The organism is Salininema proteolyticum, assembly GCF_042685645.1.
Classification (GTDB): Bacteria; Actinomycetota; Actinomycetes; order Mycobacteriales; family Micromonosporaceae; genus Salininema; species Salininema proteolyticum.
The window spans coordinates 4,308,094-4,322,898 of sequence record NZ_JBHUNX010000001.1 but is presented as its reverse complement, the minus strand read 5'-3'; the positions used below and the strand labels follow the sequence as shown (position 1 = coordinate 4,322,898).

General features: G+C 68.9%; 17 protein-coding genes and 1 tRNA gene. 10 read left to right on the top strand and 8 right to left on the bottom strand.

Annotated features, from left to right (window positions below; genetic code table 11):
* Positions 1 to 23 precede the first annotated feature (23 nt).
* Positions 24 to 320, top strand: coding sequence for a hypothetical protein (locus ACFTE1_RS20000; protein WP_380624360.1), 297 nt, complete (start codon positions 24 to 26; stop codon positions 318 to 320).
* A gap of 115 nt (positions 321 to 435) precedes the next feature.
* On the opposite strand, the gene ACFTE1_RS19995 is transcribed toward ACFTE1_RS20000, so the two are convergent.
* Positions 436 to 951: a DinB family protein gene (locus ACFTE1_RS19995; protein WP_380624362.1), complete on the bottom strand. Its 516-nt coding sequence runs from the start codon at positions 949 to 951 to the stop codon at positions 436 to 438.
* A gap of 69 nt (positions 952 to 1,020) precedes the next feature.
* Positions 1,021 to 1,737 (bottom strand): SDR family NAD(P)-dependent oxidoreductase, encoded by a 717-nt coding sequence (locus ACFTE1_RS19990; RefSeq protein WP_380624364.1) that lies wholly within the window; start codon positions 1,735 to 1,737, stop codon positions 1,021 to 1,023.
* Between the two features lie 58 nt (positions 1,738 to 1,795).
* Between ACFTE1_RS19990 and ACFTE1_RS19985 the strand changes: the two genes are divergently transcribed.
* Positions 1,796 to 2,311, top strand: coding sequence for a MarR family winged helix-turn-helix transcriptional regulator (locus ACFTE1_RS19985; protein ID WP_380624366.1), 516 nt, complete (start codon positions 1,796 to 1,798; stop codon positions 2,309 to 2,311).
* 2 nt (positions 2,312 to 2,313) lie between these two features.
* Here the strand turns inward: ACFTE1_RS19985 and ACFTE1_RS19980 are convergent, their stop codons facing one another.
* The 4 genes from ACFTE1_RS19980 to ACFTE1_RS19965 all read right to left on the bottom strand — a co-directional run bounded on the left by ACFTE1_RS19980 (position 2,314) and on the right by ACFTE1_RS19965 (position 6,406).
* Positions 2,314 to 3,291 (bottom strand): 4-(cytidine 5'-diphospho)-2-C-methyl-D-erythritol kinase, encoded by a 978-nt coding sequence (locus tag ACFTE1_RS19980; RefSeq protein ID WP_380624368.1) that lies wholly within the window; start codon positions 3,289 to 3,291, stop codon positions 2,314 to 2,316.
* Positions 3,292 to 3,371: 80 nt separating this feature from the next.
* On the bottom strand, positions 3,372 to 4,220 hold the full coding sequence (gene rsmA, locus ACFTE1_RS19975; protein ID WP_380624370.1) for a 16S rRNA (adenine(1518)-N(6)/adenine(1519)-N(6))-dimethyltransferase RsmA: 849 nt from the start codon (positions 4,218 to 4,220) through the stop codon (positions 3,372 to 3,374).
* Positions 4,220 to 5,824 carry a peptide chain release factor 3 gene (locus ACFTE1_RS19970; protein ID WP_380624372.1) on the bottom strand — a complete coding sequence of 535 codons (1,605 nt, stop codon included), beginning with the start codon at positions 5,822 to 5,824 and terminating at the stop codon, positions 4,220 to 4,222. The genes rsmA and ACFTE1_RS19970 overlap by 1 nt, the downstream gene beginning before the upstream one ends.
* Positions 5,825 to 5,950: 126 nt before the next feature.
* Positions 5,951 to 6,406 carry a GatB/YqeY domain-containing protein gene (locus ACFTE1_RS19965; RefSeq protein ID WP_380624374.1) on the bottom strand — a complete coding sequence of 152 codons (456 nt, stop codon included), beginning with the start codon at positions 6,404 to 6,406 and terminating at the stop codon, positions 5,951 to 5,953.
* Between the two features lie 25 nt (positions 6,407 to 6,431).
* On the opposite strand from ACFTE1_RS19965, the gene ACFTE1_RS19960 reads away from it, so the two are divergent.
* The 8 genes from ACFTE1_RS19960 (at position 6,432) to ACFTE1_RS19925 (ending at position 12,924) form a co-directional block, all read left to right on the top strand.
* Positions 6,432 to 7,328: a metallophosphoesterase gene (locus tag ACFTE1_RS19960; RefSeq protein WP_380624376.1), complete on the top strand. Its 897-nt coding sequence runs from the start codon at positions 6,432 to 6,434 to the stop codon at positions 7,326 to 7,328.
* Positions 7,329 to 7,527: 199 nt separating this feature from the next.
* The gene (locus tag ACFTE1_RS19955) at positions 7,528 to 8,871 is read left to right on the top strand and encodes an AAA family ATPase (RefSeq protein WP_380624378.1); all 1,344 of its coding nucleotides are present in this window, start codon (positions 7,528 to 7,530) and stop codon (positions 8,869 to 8,871) included.
* Positions 8,852 to 9,562, top strand: a complete 711-nt coding sequence (locus ACFTE1_RS19950) for an RloB domain-containing protein (protein ID WP_380624380.1) — start codon at positions 8,852 to 8,854, stop codon at positions 9,560 to 9,562. Before ACFTE1_RS19955 ends, ACFTE1_RS19950 begins: the two co-directional genes overlap by 20 nt.
* 107 nt (positions 9,563 to 9,669) lie before the next feature.
* Positions 9,670 to 9,746, top strand: a tRNA-Pro gene (locus ACFTE1_RS19945).
* A 252-nt stretch (positions 9,747 to 9,998) separates the two neighbouring features.
* Entirely contained in the window at positions 9,999 to 11,219 is a 1,221-nt protein-coding gene (locus tag ACFTE1_RS19940) for an NAD(P)/FAD-dependent oxidoreductase (protein ID WP_380624382.1), read from the top strand.
* The gene (locus ACFTE1_RS19935) at positions 11,216 to 12,112 is read left to right on the top strand and encodes an RNA polymerase sigma-70 factor (protein WP_380624384.1); all 897 of its coding nucleotides are present in this window, start codon (positions 11,216 to 11,218) and stop codon (positions 12,110 to 12,112) included. The genes ACFTE1_RS19940 and ACFTE1_RS19935 overlap by 4 nt, the downstream gene beginning before the upstream one ends.
* Positions 12,113 to 12,209: 97 nt before the next feature.
* Positions 12,210 to 12,617, top strand: coding sequence for a hypothetical protein (locus tag ACFTE1_RS19930; RefSeq protein ID WP_380624386.1), 408 nt, complete (start codon positions 12,210 to 12,212; stop codon positions 12,615 to 12,617).
* A gap of 4 nt (positions 12,618 to 12,621) precedes the next feature.
* Entirely contained in the window at positions 12,622 to 12,924 is a 303-nt protein-coding gene (locus tag ACFTE1_RS19925; RefSeq protein ID WP_380624388.1) for a transcriptional regulator, read from the top strand.
* Between the two features lie 19 nt (positions 12,925 to 12,943).
* Here ACFTE1_RS19925 and ACFTE1_RS19920 read toward each other — a convergent pair whose 3' ends face one another.
* Complete coding sequence (locus ACFTE1_RS19920; RefSeq protein ID WP_380624390.1) at positions 12,944 to 14,194, bottom strand: RNA polymerase sigma factor; 1,251 nt, start codon at positions 14,192 to 14,194, stop codon at positions 12,944 to 12,946.
* 10 nt (positions 14,195 to 14,204) lie between these two features.
* Positions 14,205 to 14,543, bottom strand: a complete 339-nt coding sequence (locus tag ACFTE1_RS19915) for a YciI family protein (RefSeq protein ID WP_380624392.1) — start codon at positions 14,541 to 14,543, stop codon at positions 14,205 to 14,207.
* Between the last annotated feature and the right edge of the window lie 262 nt (positions 14,544 to 14,805).

Here is a 14,805-nt window from a genome sequence, read left to right as displayed (position 1 = left end):
CCGACTCCGACCGGGAGGATCCTTTGCCGTACACCGCCCTGTGGATCGCCGCCGCCGTGCTCGGCTTCGCCTACCTGTCCAAGGTGGTGTTCTTCGACTGGAAAGAGGACCTCTGGGACAAGGCCGAGAGCGTGCTGGCGGCCCTGGGCTTCGTCTTCTTCATCGCGATCGTGCTGGGCGTGGCCGTCATGTTCCTCGCCGGGCAGCCCTGGTTCGACTGGGGCGACCGGCATGTCAGGGGGATCGTGACCTTCTTGGTCATCGCGCTCCCCCTGTGGCTCGGCACCCGCCTGGCCGACTGGGTCCACCACCGGGTCTAGCGGTAGGCGGTGGTGTACCGGCGGGCCTTGTAGAAGTCGGCGCCGCCGCGCGTCCGGTCGGTCGACCGACTCCCCGCCGAGAGCCTCCGGCCCGCTCGGCCGGGACTCGGAGGCCCTAGAAGTACCCGACGCGGCCGTCCAGGAGTTCCCGGATCGCGTCGGCGTGGCCGGCGTGGCGGGCGGTCTCCTCGATCATGTGCAGCACCATCCAGCGCAGCGAGGCGTCCGCGACCCGGAAGTCGGGGTGGGGTGTGCCGGTCCGGTCCAGGGGGTGCTCGGCGATGATCCGGTCGGAGACGGCGCACTGGCGCTCGTACTCCTCCATCAGCTGCGGCAGGGTGAGGCCGCCGGTCAGCATGTCGGCGTCCTCGTCCTCCCGGTCGAACTGCGGTCCGTCGGCGGGGCGTCCGAGGAACATGACCTCGAACCAGGTGTTCTCGGTCCAGCGCAGGTGCGCGAGCAGGCCGGCCATGGTCATGCGGGGAGAGGAGGGGAGCACCGCTCGGTGGGCGTCTTCTTCGGACAGCCCCTCGCATTTCCAGAGGACTATGCCGCGCTGCATGTTCAGCCAGGCGACGAGCTGGGTGCGCTCGTCGGCGGTGAAGGGCGGCCGAGTACGGGATATATCCATGGTCGCCGATCCTACGGCAGGGGGCGCCGGGTCGCATCTGAGAATGGCCCGTTTCGGCCGTTCGCCTCCTCATCGCATGGTGTGCGCCCCGCCGTTGAGGTGGAGGTTCTGTCCGGTGATGTGCCGCGCCCGTTCCGAGAGCAGGAAGAGCGTCAGGTCCACGGCGTCCTCGGGGACTCCGGTGCGGCCCAGCATGGTCTGGTCCCGCAGCGCCTCCTCGCGGTCGGCGCTCAGGCGCCCGCGAAAGAACTCCGTCTCGGCGACGTAGCCGGGCGAGACGCAGTTGACGCGGACGCCCCTCGGCCCGAGGCGGTCGGCGAGTCCGACGGCATAGGAGGATACGGCGGCCTTGGCCGGGCCGTAGTAGCCCACGCCCGTCTCGGCGGCGATGGAGCCGTACAGGACGATGGAGCCGCCCGGGGCGAGCCTGTCGTCCAGGGCGGCGACGGTGAGGGCGGCCGAGGTCAGGTTGCCGGCGAGCGTTTCGGCCAGCAGGTCCGCCTCGTCCTCGAGCGACGCGGGGGCCTCGCGTCCGATCGCGGGGTTTCCTCCGGCGCAGTGCACGAGGCCTTCGACCCCGCCCTCTACCGCCCCCAACATCGCCCGCACTCCCTCGGGGGTGGAGTTGTCGCAGGCCACGGCGGTGATCTCTCCGTCGCTCGCGCGGGCGACCTCTGCGAGGGGCTCGGCGCGGCGCCCGGTGACGAGGACCCGGTGCCCTTGGCGGTGCAGCGCGGTCGCGACGGCCCTGCCGATTCCGGTTCCCCCGCCGGTGACGATGTGCATGGTTCCTCCGTTAAGGTCTAAACGATAATTGTTTAGACCTTAACATATACTGGAGGGCATGACACGAATCGACAGGGCCGAGGCCATCGCCCGAGCCTGGAGGCGTGAGCGCCCCGACCTGGACCCGTCCTCGATCGGGGTGGTCACCCGCGTCTGGCACCTGGCCAAGGTCTTCGGCGACGAACGACGGAGGCTTTTGGCGGAGAAGGACATAGAACCGTCGTTGATGAACCTGCTGGGGACGCTCCGGCGCAGCGGGGAACCCTACGCGCTCACCACGCGCGAACTGGCCGACCGCGACGCGGTGACTCCGGCTGCCATCTCCCAGCGCCTGACGCGCGCCGAGAAGAAGGGCTGGGTGACGCGGGAGCCCGCGGGCGGGCGCAGCGTCCTGGTCCGGCTCACCGACACCGGGCGCGAGGTCGTGGACGACACGGCCGGGGCCATCTTCGACTGCGAGGACGACCTCCTGCGCGCCCTGCCTCCCGAACGCCGGGAACTGCTGGCCGAACTCCTCCGGGACCTGTGTCTGGACCTGGACGACGGCTCACCCGTCGGGCAGGTGGGCGACTGAGCTCAGGCCTCCGGCCCGGCGACCGGTCCTTGGGCGGTCAGGACGGCCCGCACCCCGCCGCGCATCTTCACGCGCCTGGCCAGCGCCGAGGCGTGCTGGGCGTCGCGGGCCAGGAAGAGGACGGTCGGCCCCGATCCGGAGACGTGGGCGGTGAGGGCGCCCTCCTCCAGCCCTCCGTGCATGACGGAGGCGAGGTCGGGGCGGAGGCTCACGGCGGCGGCCTCCATGTCGTTGACCAGCAGGTGCGCCAGTTCGTCCGGTTCGGCGCGGTCGCGGTAGGCCCGGCACAGTTCGCGGATGTCGTCGGAGTAGCGGCCGATGCCGTTCTCCCGCAGGCGGTCGACTTCCTTGTAACACTCGGGCGTGGAGATCTGGGTGTGGGAGGTGGCGACGACCCAGTGGTACGACGCCTGCGTCTCCAGCGGTTCGACCTTCTCCCCGTGCCCGGTCCCCACGGCGGTGCCGCCGTAGAGGCAGAAGGGGACGTCGGACCCGAGGCCCCCGGCGAGCTGGTCCAGCTGCTCGCGGCCTATGTCGACGTTCCACAGCCGCTTGCACGCCACCAGGGATCCGGCCGCGTCGGCCGACCCTCCGGCCAGCCCTCCGGCGACGGGGATCCGCTTGCGCAGGTGGATGTCCACATCGGGTTCTACGTTCGCGTACAGCGCCAACAGCTTGGCGGCCTTGTGGGCCAGGTTGTCCTCGCCGGTGGGCAGGTCGCCGGCGCCCTCGCCCTCGATGGCCAGCGAGATGCCCGCGCCCCTCTTGCCGGGGCGGACGGTGACCGTGTCGTAGAGCGAGACGGCCTGGTAGACGGTGGTCAGCTCGTGGAGGCCGTCGGCCCGGACCGGGCCCACGCCCAAGTGGGGGTTGATCTTGGCGCCCACGTCCACGGCGACGGCGTCGCCGTCATTGCCTCTCGCAGTCTCCGACAGTCCCACGCTGCACTCCTCGTTCTCCGTTCCGGGGTACCGTCCCATTGTGGCAAGGAATTCGGGACTCCGGTCCCCGTTCGGCCATTAACGAACGGCCGTTCGTCTGCCGCCCTAGCGGATCGCCGTCACAGCGCCGCCTTGGCGTCGGCCAGGGCGATGAACTCCTCGATGGTGAGGGTCTCGCCGCGGCCGGTCGGGTCGACGCCGGCCCGGGCCATGATCGCCTCGGCGCGCTCCACACTTCCGGCCCAGTCCTTGAGGGCCTGGCGGAGCATCTTGCGGCGCTGCCCGAAGGCGGCGTCGACGGCCGCGAAGACCTCGGCCCTGTCGGCGTCGGGCGACTCGATCCGCTCGAAGGCGACCAGTCCGCTGGCGACGTTCGGCACCGGCCAGAACACCTTGGCGGACACCGATCCCGCGCGGCGGGCCTTGGTGTACCAGGCCATCTTCACGCTCGGGACGCCGTAGATCTTGCTGCCCGGCCCGGCCGTCATGCGGTCGGCCACTTCGCTCTGCACCATGACGAGCCCCTTCTGGAGACTCGGGAAGGTCTCCAGGGCGTGGAGGACGACGGGGACGGCGACGTTGTAGGGCAGGTTGGCGACCATGGCGGTCGGCTCGAAGGGCATCTGCTCGGGCGCGACGGAGGCGGCGTCGGCGCGCACCACGGTCAGCTTGGCGAACTCCTCGGGCGTCGTGCGGGCCTCCACGGTGCGGGGCAGGGCGAGGGCCAGTTTCGGGTCGATCTCGACGGCGGCCAGCTCCCCCGCCGTGTCCAAGAGCCCCAGGGTCAGGGAGCCGAGCCCGGGGCCGACCTCCATGACCTTGTCGTCGGCTCCGACGCCGGCGGCGGCCACGATGCGGCGCACCGTGTTGGCGTCGACGACGAAGTTCTGGCCCCACTTCTTCGTCGGCTTGATCTGGAGGCCGCCCGAGATCGCGCGGATGTCTCGGCTGGTGAGCAGCTGGGCCATCAGTTCTGACCTCCGGCCAGGAGGGCCTCCAGCTTGATGCCGGGGTGGTCGCTCAGGAGCGTCTGGATGCGGTACTTATTGGGCAGGCCGACGAGGTACGCGCCGTCGCGGGGCCTGGTGAAGACCTCTATGCCCGGGGCGGTCATGAGCTTCTTCGCGCCGTCGGAGTCGGTCAGGCGCGCCAGCTGGTAGGGCAGGTGGTTGATCTCGGCGGGGACGCCGAACTCGTCCTTCAGACGCGCCAGGGTCACCTCGAACTGCAGCGGTCCGACGGCCGCCAGCACGGGGATGCCGTCGCCGCGCCGCTCCGAGTAGAGGACCTGCACGACGCCCTCGGCGTCGAGCTGAGCGATGCCCTTGCGGAAGCGCTTGGCCTTGGAGGTGTCCCGCATCTCCACCGCGCCGAAGTGCTCGGGCGCGAAGGCCGGCAGCGGCGGGAACTCGACCTTGGACCCCTCGTAGATCGTGTCGCCCACCGACAGGCCCGTCGCGTTGACGAGTCCGACGATGTCGCCCGGCCAGGCATCCTCGGCCGTTCCGCGCGAGGAGCCGAACATCGTCTGGGCGTACTTGGTCGACATGGTCTTCCCGCTCTGCGCCTGGGTGACCTGCATGCCGCGGTCGAACTTGCCGGAGCAGACCCGCACGAAGGCCAGCTGGTCGCGGTGCGAGGAGTTCATGTTGGCCTGGGACTTGAACACGAAACCGGAGAAGCCGGTGTCGAGCTCGCGGGGCTTCTCCTCGACGTCCTCCCTCGCGAAGGGCGCGGGCGCGATGTCGACCAGGAGGTCCATCAGCTGGCCCACGCCGAAGTGGACCAGGGCCGCGCCGAACAGCGTGGGCGTGGTGTCCCCGCTGAGGAAGCTGGTCCGGTCGAAGTCCGCCTCGACCTCGCCGAGGAGCTCGGACTCCTCGCAGGCCCGGGCGTACTCGTCGCCGAACTGCTCCCGGGCCTCGTCCTCGCCGAGGACCTCCATCTTGGCGCCGGTGACGCCGCCGGAGTCCCTCTCGTAGCGGACCATGCCCTCGGACTTCTTCCCGCCGATGGCGATCCGCTCGACCACGCCGCGGAACTCGCCGCCGATGCCCACCGGCCACGTCACCGGGGTCGGCTTGATCCCGATGCGCTCCTCGACCTCCTCCAAGAGCTCCAGGGCGTCCTTGGCGGGGCGGTCCCACTTGTTGATGAAGGTGATGACGGGGATGCGCCGCGCGCGGCAGACCTCGAAGAGCTTCAGGGTCTGCGGTTCCATGCCCTTGGCCGCGTCGAGCAGCATGACGGCCGCGTCCACCGCCGTGAGGACGCGGTAGGTGTCCTCCGAGAAGTCGGCGTGGCCCGGGGTGTCCAGCAGGTTGACCACGCAGTCGCGGTACTCGAACTGCAGGGCCGCCGAGGTGATGGAGATGCCCCTGTCCTTCTCCATGGACATCCAGTCGGAGACGACGCCCTTGCGGTCGCCCTTGCCGTGCACGGCCCCGGCGCTCTGGATGGCGTGGCCGTACAGCGCCAACGCCTCGGTGATCGTCGACTTTCCCGCGTCGGGGTGCGAGATGACGGCGAAGGTGCGCCTGCGGGCGGCCTCCTGGGTGACCTGGGTAGACATGGATTCCTCTTTTTACGACGCGGGTAGGGGCAATGGACCGCTTTCCATCGTAACCGCCCAGCTAGGAGCCGTCACGTTCGCGCGCGCCCGTCGCCCCCGCGTCGCCGCCGCCGGAGCCCTCCCGGACTAGCCGGCCAGGCGCGCCTTGACGATCCCCGAGACCGTTTTGCCGTCGGCGCGGCCCGCCACCTGCGGTTGGAGGGCCTTCATGACCTTGCCCATATCCTTCGGCCCGGAGAAGCCGCCCTCCGCCACGACCTTGTCGACCAATTCAGTGATTTCGGTCTCGCTCAGCGGTTCCGGGAGGTAGCGGTTGATGACCTCCTCCTCGGCCCTCTCGTTCGCGGCCTGCTCCTCCCGGCCGGCGCCGTCGTAGGCCTCGGCGGCCTCCCGGCGCTGCTTGGCCTGTTTGGTGAGGACCTTGACGATGTCCGCGTCGGTGAGCTCGCGGGCCTCCTTGCCGGAGACCTCCTCGTTCCTCACCGCCGTCAACACCATCCTCAAGGTGCCCAGCGTCACTTTGTCCTGGCTCTTCAAAGCGGTGCGCATATCCGCTTCCAATCGGGTCTTCATTTCACTCACAGACAAACAATCTACTCTGGGGAGTATGAAGAAAAGCCGAGGACTGGCAGTAGCCGCAGGCGTCGGCATAGGGGCGGGCGCGCTCGCCCTGGCCTACGCCTCCCTCTACGAGCGCAATCAGTACACGCTGCGACACTTCGCCGTGCCGGTCCTGCCGGCCGCGTCGGAGCCGGTCCGCGTCCTGCACATCTCCGACCTGCACATGACTCCCGGGCAGTACCGCAAGCAGCACTGGGTGGCCTCGCTGGCGGCCCTGGACCCGGACCTCGTGCTGCTCACCGGCGACAACCTCGGCCACCCCGAGGCCCTGGACTCGGTGGAACGCTCCCTCACGCCGCTGTTCAACGCGCCGGGGGCGTTCGTGTTCGGCTCCAACGACTACTACGGTCCGGTGCCGAAGAACCCGTTCACCTACTTCAACCCCAACCGGGAGCACAAGTACGGCGAGGCCCTCCCCGTGGAGGACCTCCGCCGCGTCCTGACCTCCGGGGGCTGGTTCGACCTGAACAACAAGTCCGCCGACGCCCGGATCGCCGGGCTGCAGATGCACCTGGCCGGCGTCGACGACCCGCACTTCGACTACGACGACTACTCCGCCGTCGCCGGCCCCGTGCCGTCCGACGCGGACGTCTCCATCGGCCTGACCCACTCGCCGGAGCCGCGCGTCCTGGACGACTTCGCCGCCGACGGCTACGACTTCGCGGCCGCCGGGCACACGCACGGCGGGCAGGTCTGCGTGCCCGGCTACGGCGCCCTCGTCACCAACTGCGGTATCGACCGCAATCGCGTCAAGGGGCTGAACGGCTGGGGCGACATGTGGATGCACGTGTCGGCCGGCCTCGGCACCTCGCCGTACGCGCCGGTGCGCTTCGCCTGCGCCCCGGAGGCGAGCCTCCTGACCTTCGTTCCCAGGGAGATGTAGGGCCGCCCTTCACTCGGCTTCCAAGGTCGGATCCGCTTCGCGGATCCGACCTTTTCCTTTCGACATGCCGACCGAGTGTTGACGCCCAGTCGTCATAGTGCTTTACTTCACCAAGTGTTGCGGGAGACACTATTTTTCGTAGATTATTGACAGAAAACAGGTATGTCGCACAAGAAGTCCGTCGCCGAGGAGGCATGCCATGCTACTTGAGTTCAAGGTCAGGAACTTCGCCTCTCTCCGCGACGAGCAGAGCCTCACCTTCTTCGCTGACAGGCACCGAGAGGGCCGCAGTGAGTTCGCCGTGCCCGAGCAGAAGAAGCCGGCGCTCGCGGTGGCCGGCGTGTTCGGGGCCAACGCGGCGGGGAAGTCCAATGTCATTCGGGCCCTGGCCTGGATGCGCAACGCGGTGCTCTACTCGTTCTCCCACTGGCCGCCCGTGCCCTCTGACGGCAGGCCCGGCGTCCCCCGCGATCCGTTCCTGTTCCGGCAGGACGCCCGAGACGATTCGACCGAGTGCTCCGTCGAGTTCATCTTCAAGGGGCGCCGGTACTTCTATGGATTCGAGTGCGACGACGAGCGGATCCTGTACGAGGCCCTGTACGAGTACGCCAGCGCGAAACCCCGCTTCATCTTCCGGCGGGAGGGGGCCGACGATTTCCATTTCGGCCGCTCCTTCGAGGGGCCCAGGAAGACCAGCACGCAGATGGTCCGACCCAACAGCCTCTTCCTCTCCGCCGCCGCCGCCCAGAACCATCCGATGCTCAGAGAGGTGTACAGCTGGTTCGCCACCACTCTGCAGGTCGCCACCGACAACAACTACGCCGAGCGCCTGGACACGACCTTGCAGTGGTACCTCGATTCCGACGAACGGCACAGGAGGTTCGTCGATATCCTGCTCCGGGCCGCGGACCTGAACATCTCCGGGATCGAACGCGAAGAGGACGCCGACGACGCCGTGTGGGCCGAGGCCGTGCAGCGACTGCGCAAGGCGTTCGAGTCCATCAACACCGAAGAGGGTTTCGTGTTCCGCGAGGCTCTCGCCCCTTCGATCAGCGCCTGGCACGAGACTGACGACGGTGCTTTCAAACTGCAGCTCGGCCAGGAGTCCAGCGGATCGGTCACCTGGATTTCCATGCTGGGGCCGTTGGTCCACACACTCGCCTCCGGCGGCGTGCTGTGCGCCGACGAGTTGGACGCCCGGCTGCACCCGATCATGGTCGAGCTCGTCATCCGCCTGTTCCAGGACCCCCGGGTGAACTCCCAAGGCGCCCAGCTACTATTCAACTCACATGCTCACTACCTCCTAGGCAGGTACCCGGAGCACGGTCTGCACCGGGACCAGATCTGGTTCGCGGAGAAGGACCATCGGAGCGGAGCGTCGACCCTCTACCCCCTGACCGATTTCGAGGGTCGAAACGACCAGAACGTTGAACTGAGGTACTTCGGCGGGCGTTTCGGCGGTCTGCCGTTCATCGATGAGTCCGCGGTCGAACGTCTCAGCCGGGAGATTCAAAGAGGAGTCCATGGCCCCGCGACCGACTAAGAACTTCGATCGGAAGGCGAAGAGAAGAGCGCTGCCCCGTGTGCTCCTCTCCACCGAGGACGAGCTGCTCGGGCGGAGCTTCGCCCGCCATGTGAAGTCGGTCTTCCGGGACCGGCTGTACATAAAGGTGAACGAGAAATGCAGCGGAGAACCGCTGGGACTGGTCGAGGCCACGGCAGAGCGGCTCGCCAATGCCGAGCGGCGCAGGGAGGATCAGTACCAATCCTATTCCCTGGGCGTCTGCCTGATCGACATCGAGGCGCCGAGGAGGCACGACCGGCTGCCGGACGCGCTGTCCCTGGCCCGTGACAAGGGCATCGTCATGATCACCGCGAACCCCTGCTTCGAGATCGTTCCCCTCATGCTCTGGGGCCGTCCGGTGACGTCGCCCCTCAGCACCCGGGACGCTGAGACCCGCCTGGCCGCCGCCGACACCGGCTACGACCCTTCGCAGGCCGGGGGCAAGGACCTCGACTTCGACGATCGGCGCCCGGACCTTCGGGAACTGGCCAAACGCGCTGCGGCCTCCCGTCCGGAGGAAGGCGGGTTCGACCTGGTGGAACTCAACCCGGGGACCAACGTCGACCTTCTCATCCAGTACTGCGAAGACCCGCGGAAGACGTTCCTCCGAGGCCGCTCGAACCGGAAGTGCATCCCTGGTGAACTGGGATATCGCCGGCGCGGTCGATGAGTTTCAGATCACGGGGCCCGGTTCTCGCGCTCGCCTGCGCGTCAGGTACTATCGATGGGTACTTCAGAGAGCCCCAGGGTTCTCCTGCGGTCGAAAAATCCATATTTCGGGTTGTGGCGCAGCTTGGTAGCGCACCTCGTTCGGGACGAGGGGGTCGCAGGTTCAAATCCTGTCAACCCGACCAGAGAAAGCTTGTTCGAACCCCGGTCCTTCTCAGGGCCGGGGTTCCTTGCCGCCCGGAACCCTTTCCCGGCCTTGCGGAGACCCTGGGCGGTCCGGTCGCTCGCCTCCGGGCCGTTCGGCGACGGATGCGATGCCCGCGGTGGCGGTCGCGCCCGTATCCGGACCGCGCTTGATAGTGATCTAAGTCATAACATGTCAGGAAAGTCCGCCGCGCGGTGTCTTGTGGTCGAACCCGGAAAACGGAGGAGACATCATGACCCGGAAGCACACAGTGGTCGTCGTCGGCGGCGGGTACGCCGGAACCATGGCGGCCAACCGGCTGACGCAGCGCGACGACGTGGCCGTGAACCTGATCAACCCGCGCTCGGAATTCGTCGAGCGGCTCCGCCTCCACCAGTTCGTGAGCCGCACGGACGACGCGGAGGTCGATTTCAAGGACATCCTGTCGGAGAAGGTCAGCCTGACCGTCGACACCGCTACCCGCATCGACGCCGGCGGGCGCCGCGTGGAACTGGAGTCGGGCGGCACGCTCGGCTACGACTACCTGATCTACGCGGTGGGCAGCGGCAGCGCCGCCCCCGCGGTGCCCGGAGCGGCCGAACACGCCTATCCGCTCTCCACCATCGACGACGCGCACCGCCTGCGGACGATCGTCGACGCCGCCCCGGCGACCGCCGCGCTGACGGTCGTCGGCGCGGGCGCTACAGGCGTCGAGACCGCGTCCGAACTGGCGGAGGCGGGCCGCCGGGTCACCCTGGTCTGCGGGGGCGATCTCAACCCGTACCTGCACGCGAAGGGGCGCCGCTCCGTGGCCAAGCGGATGGCGAAGCTCGGGGTGACCGTACTCGACGGCCCCGGCACCAAAGTCGCGGAAGTGAAGGGCCGATCCGTGCTCCTCGAGAACGGCCAGGTGGTCCGCAGCGACGTGACCGTCTGGACGGCGGGTTTCGGAGTCCCCGATCTGGCCGTCCGCAGCGGCCTCACCACGGACTCCGTGGGACGCCTCGTCACCGACGAGTCGCTGGTCAGCGTCGACGACGACCGCCTCTTCGCGGCCGGGGACTCGGCGTCGCCCTCGGGCTTGCCCCTGCGGATGGCCGCCGGAACCGCCCTCCCGCTGGGCATGACGGCCGCCGACACGATTCTCAGCCGGCTGGCGGGGGAGAGTCCCGGCAAGGCGAGCATCCGCTTCACCGCCCAGTGCCTGAGCCTGGGCCGGAGCGGGGGACTCTTCCAGTTCGCCGACAAGGGCGACAACGCGATCGGTGTCCACATAGGCGGCCGAGCGGGGGCGAAGGTCAAGGAGATGGTCGTCAAGCACACCGTCGGCGCGCTAGAGGGAGAGGGGCGCAAACCCGGTTCGTACACGTGGAAGTTCAAGGACGCCAAGCGCGAAGCGCTCGTGGAGGCCGAGGGTTTCGACAAGGGCTCCGCCGCGACGGCGGACTCTGCCGGGGAGGAGGGAGGGAAATGAGCGCTCACGCCGAGGATCCGGCCACGGAGGTCTTCGTCGCCCACCGCAACCTGATCTTCACCGTGGCCTACGAGATGCTCGGCTCGGCGGCCGACGCCGAGGACGTCCTCCAGGAGACCTGGCTCAGGTGGGCCGACGTCGATCCGGATCGAGTGCGCGACGAGCGCGCCTACCTGGTCCGGATCACGACCCGCCTGTCGCTCAACCGCTTGCGCTCCCTGAAGAGGCGCCGGGAGTCGTATGTCGGGTCATGGCTGCCCGAACCGCTGCTCACCGCGCCGGACATGACGGAGAACGTCGAGCTCGCCGAGAGCGTCTCCATGGCCATGATGCTGGTCCTCGAGACGCTGTCGCCGACGGAGCGCGCCGTCTTCGTGCTGCGCGAGGCCTTCGACGTCGACTACGGCGAGATCGCCGCCGCGGTGGGCAAGTCCACCGCGGCCGTCCACCAGATCGCCCGCCGGGCCCGGCGGCACGTCGAGGCCCGCCGCCCGCGCGGGACGGTGTCCCCGGAAGAGGCCCGGGCGGCCATGGAGGCGTTCCAACGCGCCGTCGACACGAGGGATCTGCAGGGCTTCCTCGACGTTCTCGCTCCCGACGTGGTCCTGCTGGGCGACGGGGGCGGCGTGAAGAAGGCCGCGATCCATCCGGTCGTCGGCGCCGAGAAGGTGTTCCGCATGATGATGGGCGGCATCGGCACGGTCGGGGCCGCGCTCACGAGCGAGCCGACGGTGGTCAACGGTAATCCCGGTCTGGTCATCCGCTTGGACGGCGAACTGGACACCGTCGTGGCGGCGCGCATCGACGACGGCCGGATCACCGGCCTCTACGCGGTCCGCAACCCCGCGAAGCTGACCCATTTCACCGAGGAGAACCCGATCACGCTGCGATGAGACTGCCGCCGTGGGAACTTGGATCTGAAACCAGTACTTGTAACTTTTACAAGTGAATGGTAGGATACCGAATATCCCTCGGATTGGAAGGCGGGCAATGGAACGCGAACTGACACCCCGAGAGCAGCTGGCGGCCGTGGAGAGCGCCCCGGTCCTCGTGAAGGGGCCCGCCCGAAAAGTCAAGGCAGCGCACCTGCTCGGCCTGGTCGCCCTGTACCCGGTCTACGTGGCCGCCTTCGGAGTCGAGATGACCGCCCCGGTGGCGTGGGGCCTGTTCGCCCTCGCCACCGTCGTCCACCTCATCGTCCTCAGCGTGGGCGTCCACGACTCCGGCCGACGCACCACGACGAAGGTCGAGTACTTCGCCTACCACCTGACCCTGGTGCAGGGACCCCTGCCGGCTGTCATGCGCGACACGGCGTTCGGAGTCGTCCCCTCCGGCATGCTCATCGCCCTCATCCCTTCCGCGGTCTACGCGCTGTACTGTGGACTCCGTTGGAGGTGAGGGCATGACCGAGCAGCCCCGGACGCGGCTGACCAATGTCATCCACTCCCCCACCCGCCTTGCAATACTGGGCGCGTTGCGGAGCGTGGACCGGACCGACTTCGGCGATCTGCGGGACTCCCTGGAGCTGGCCGACTCCGACCTCTCGCGGCAGTTGCGGATCCTGGAGGAGGAGCGACTCATTGAAATCGCCAAGTTCCGCGTGAAGCGGAAGCCCGTGACCAGGGTGCGGCTCTCGGAGTCGGGCCGCCGCCGGTTCGAGGACTACCTGGCGGAGCTGAGGAAGGTCGTCAACTCCTCGGTGTGACAAGGCGATCGGGCCCCTCTCACAGGGACTCCGACCTCTTCCGGGCGTGGGCCCTCTCGGATTCCGATCCCGCGGCCTCGGCGGCGCGGCGGTAGGCGCCGGCGGCTTCGCCGCGACGACCGGCCCGCTCCAACAGGTCGGCCCGCGCGAGGTGGTAGGGGAAGTACGAGCGCAGCTTCGGCTCCCCGGACAGGTCGTCGAGCAGCGCCAAGCCCGACTCCGGGCCGTCGCGCATCGCCACCGCTACGGCCCGGTTGAGGCGGACGACTGGTGAGGAGTCCAGAACGGCGAGGACGTCATAGAGCGCCACGATCTGCGGCCAGTCGGTCCTCGCGAAGGACGGCGCCTCGTCGTGGAGCGCGGCGATGGCCGCCTGCACGCCATAGGGTCCCGGAGGCCCGCCGGTCAGGGCGGTCTCGGCCAGGTGAGTGCCCTCTTCGATGGAGTCCGCGTCCCAAAGTCCGCGGTCCTGGTCCTCCAGCAGGACCGGCTCCCCGCTCCGCCCCGTGCGCGTGTGCCTGCGCGCGTGGACGAGCAGCATGAGCCCCAACAGCCCCGCCGCCTCCCGCTCATCCGGCAGCAGCCGACGGAGGATCCTGCCCAGCCGCAGCGCCTCCTCGGCCAGGTCAATCCGCTGCAGGTCGTCTCCCGAACTGGCGGAATAGCCTTCGGTGAAGATCGAGTAGACGGCCTGGAGCACGCCGGGGAGTCGTTCGGGCAGCTCCGCCGGGGCGGGCGTCCGGAAGGGGATGTGGGCGGCGGCTATCTTCTTCTTGGCGCGGGCGAGCCGCTTGGCCATCGTCTCCGCCGGGACGAGGTAGGCCCTCGCGACCTCGGTAGTGTCCAGGCCCGCCAGGAACCTCAGGGTCAGAGCGCCGCGATGGTCCTCGGGGAGGGCCGGGTGCGCGCAGGTGAAGAAGAGCAGCAGCCGCTCGTCGGGCAAGCCACCGTCGCCAGCAGGGCGAGGCGCCTCTTCCCTTTCGGCCTCCGCGTGCAGGATCCCCAGACGCGCGGACAGCGCCCGGTCCCGGCGCAGACGGTCGACCGCCTTGCGGCGGGCCGTCGTCATGAGCCAGGCGCCGGGCTTTGGCGGCACCCCGTGCACGGGCCAGTGGGCGAGGGCCGCCTCGATCGCGTCCGAGGCGGCCTCTTCGGCCAGGTCGAGGTCGCCGAACCGGCGCACGAGGGCGGCCAGCAGCCGCCCGTGCTCCTCTCGGAAGACCTCGTCCATGAACGCCCGGGACTCGTTCCCGGGCACTTCTCCGGTCATGGTCCGGTCCTCAGGACTCCGCCACCGGACGCACCTCGACGGCTCCCGAGCCCCGCGATCCCGGGCACTTCGCGGCCCAGTCGAGGGCGGTGTCCAGATCCGGAACGTCGACGACGTAGAAGCCGCCCAGCACCTCGCGGGTCTCGGCGAACGGGCCGTCGGTGACGGCCTTCTTCCCGTTCTCCCCGACCCGCACCGTCGTCGTGGTGACGAGGTCGGCGAGGCGCTCGCTGGAGACGACCACTCCGGAGCCCTGGATCTCCTTGTCGAAGTCCTGCCAGGCGGAGTAGTCGCACTCGGCCTCGTTGGCCTCCGCGCTTCCGGCCTGGATCAGCAGCATGTACTTCATGGTCTCGTCCTGTCTCTCGGTGTTGCCGACGCCCTGCGGGGCGTTCCTTCATGAGTACTACGGACGGGGACCGCCCGGATGGACAACGGCGCCGGAAGAATTCCAGGGTGATGCCGGACACGCCGCATGCCCGGACGGCGGCGGCCAGGCCACCGTCCGGACACGCGGTGTGTGGCCCGCGGCGCGTCCGGTCTCGGCATGGGCGCCGGCGGGCAGAGAAGAAGGGATGGCGCGGGGCCATCCCTTCACGCGCTTCCGGGGC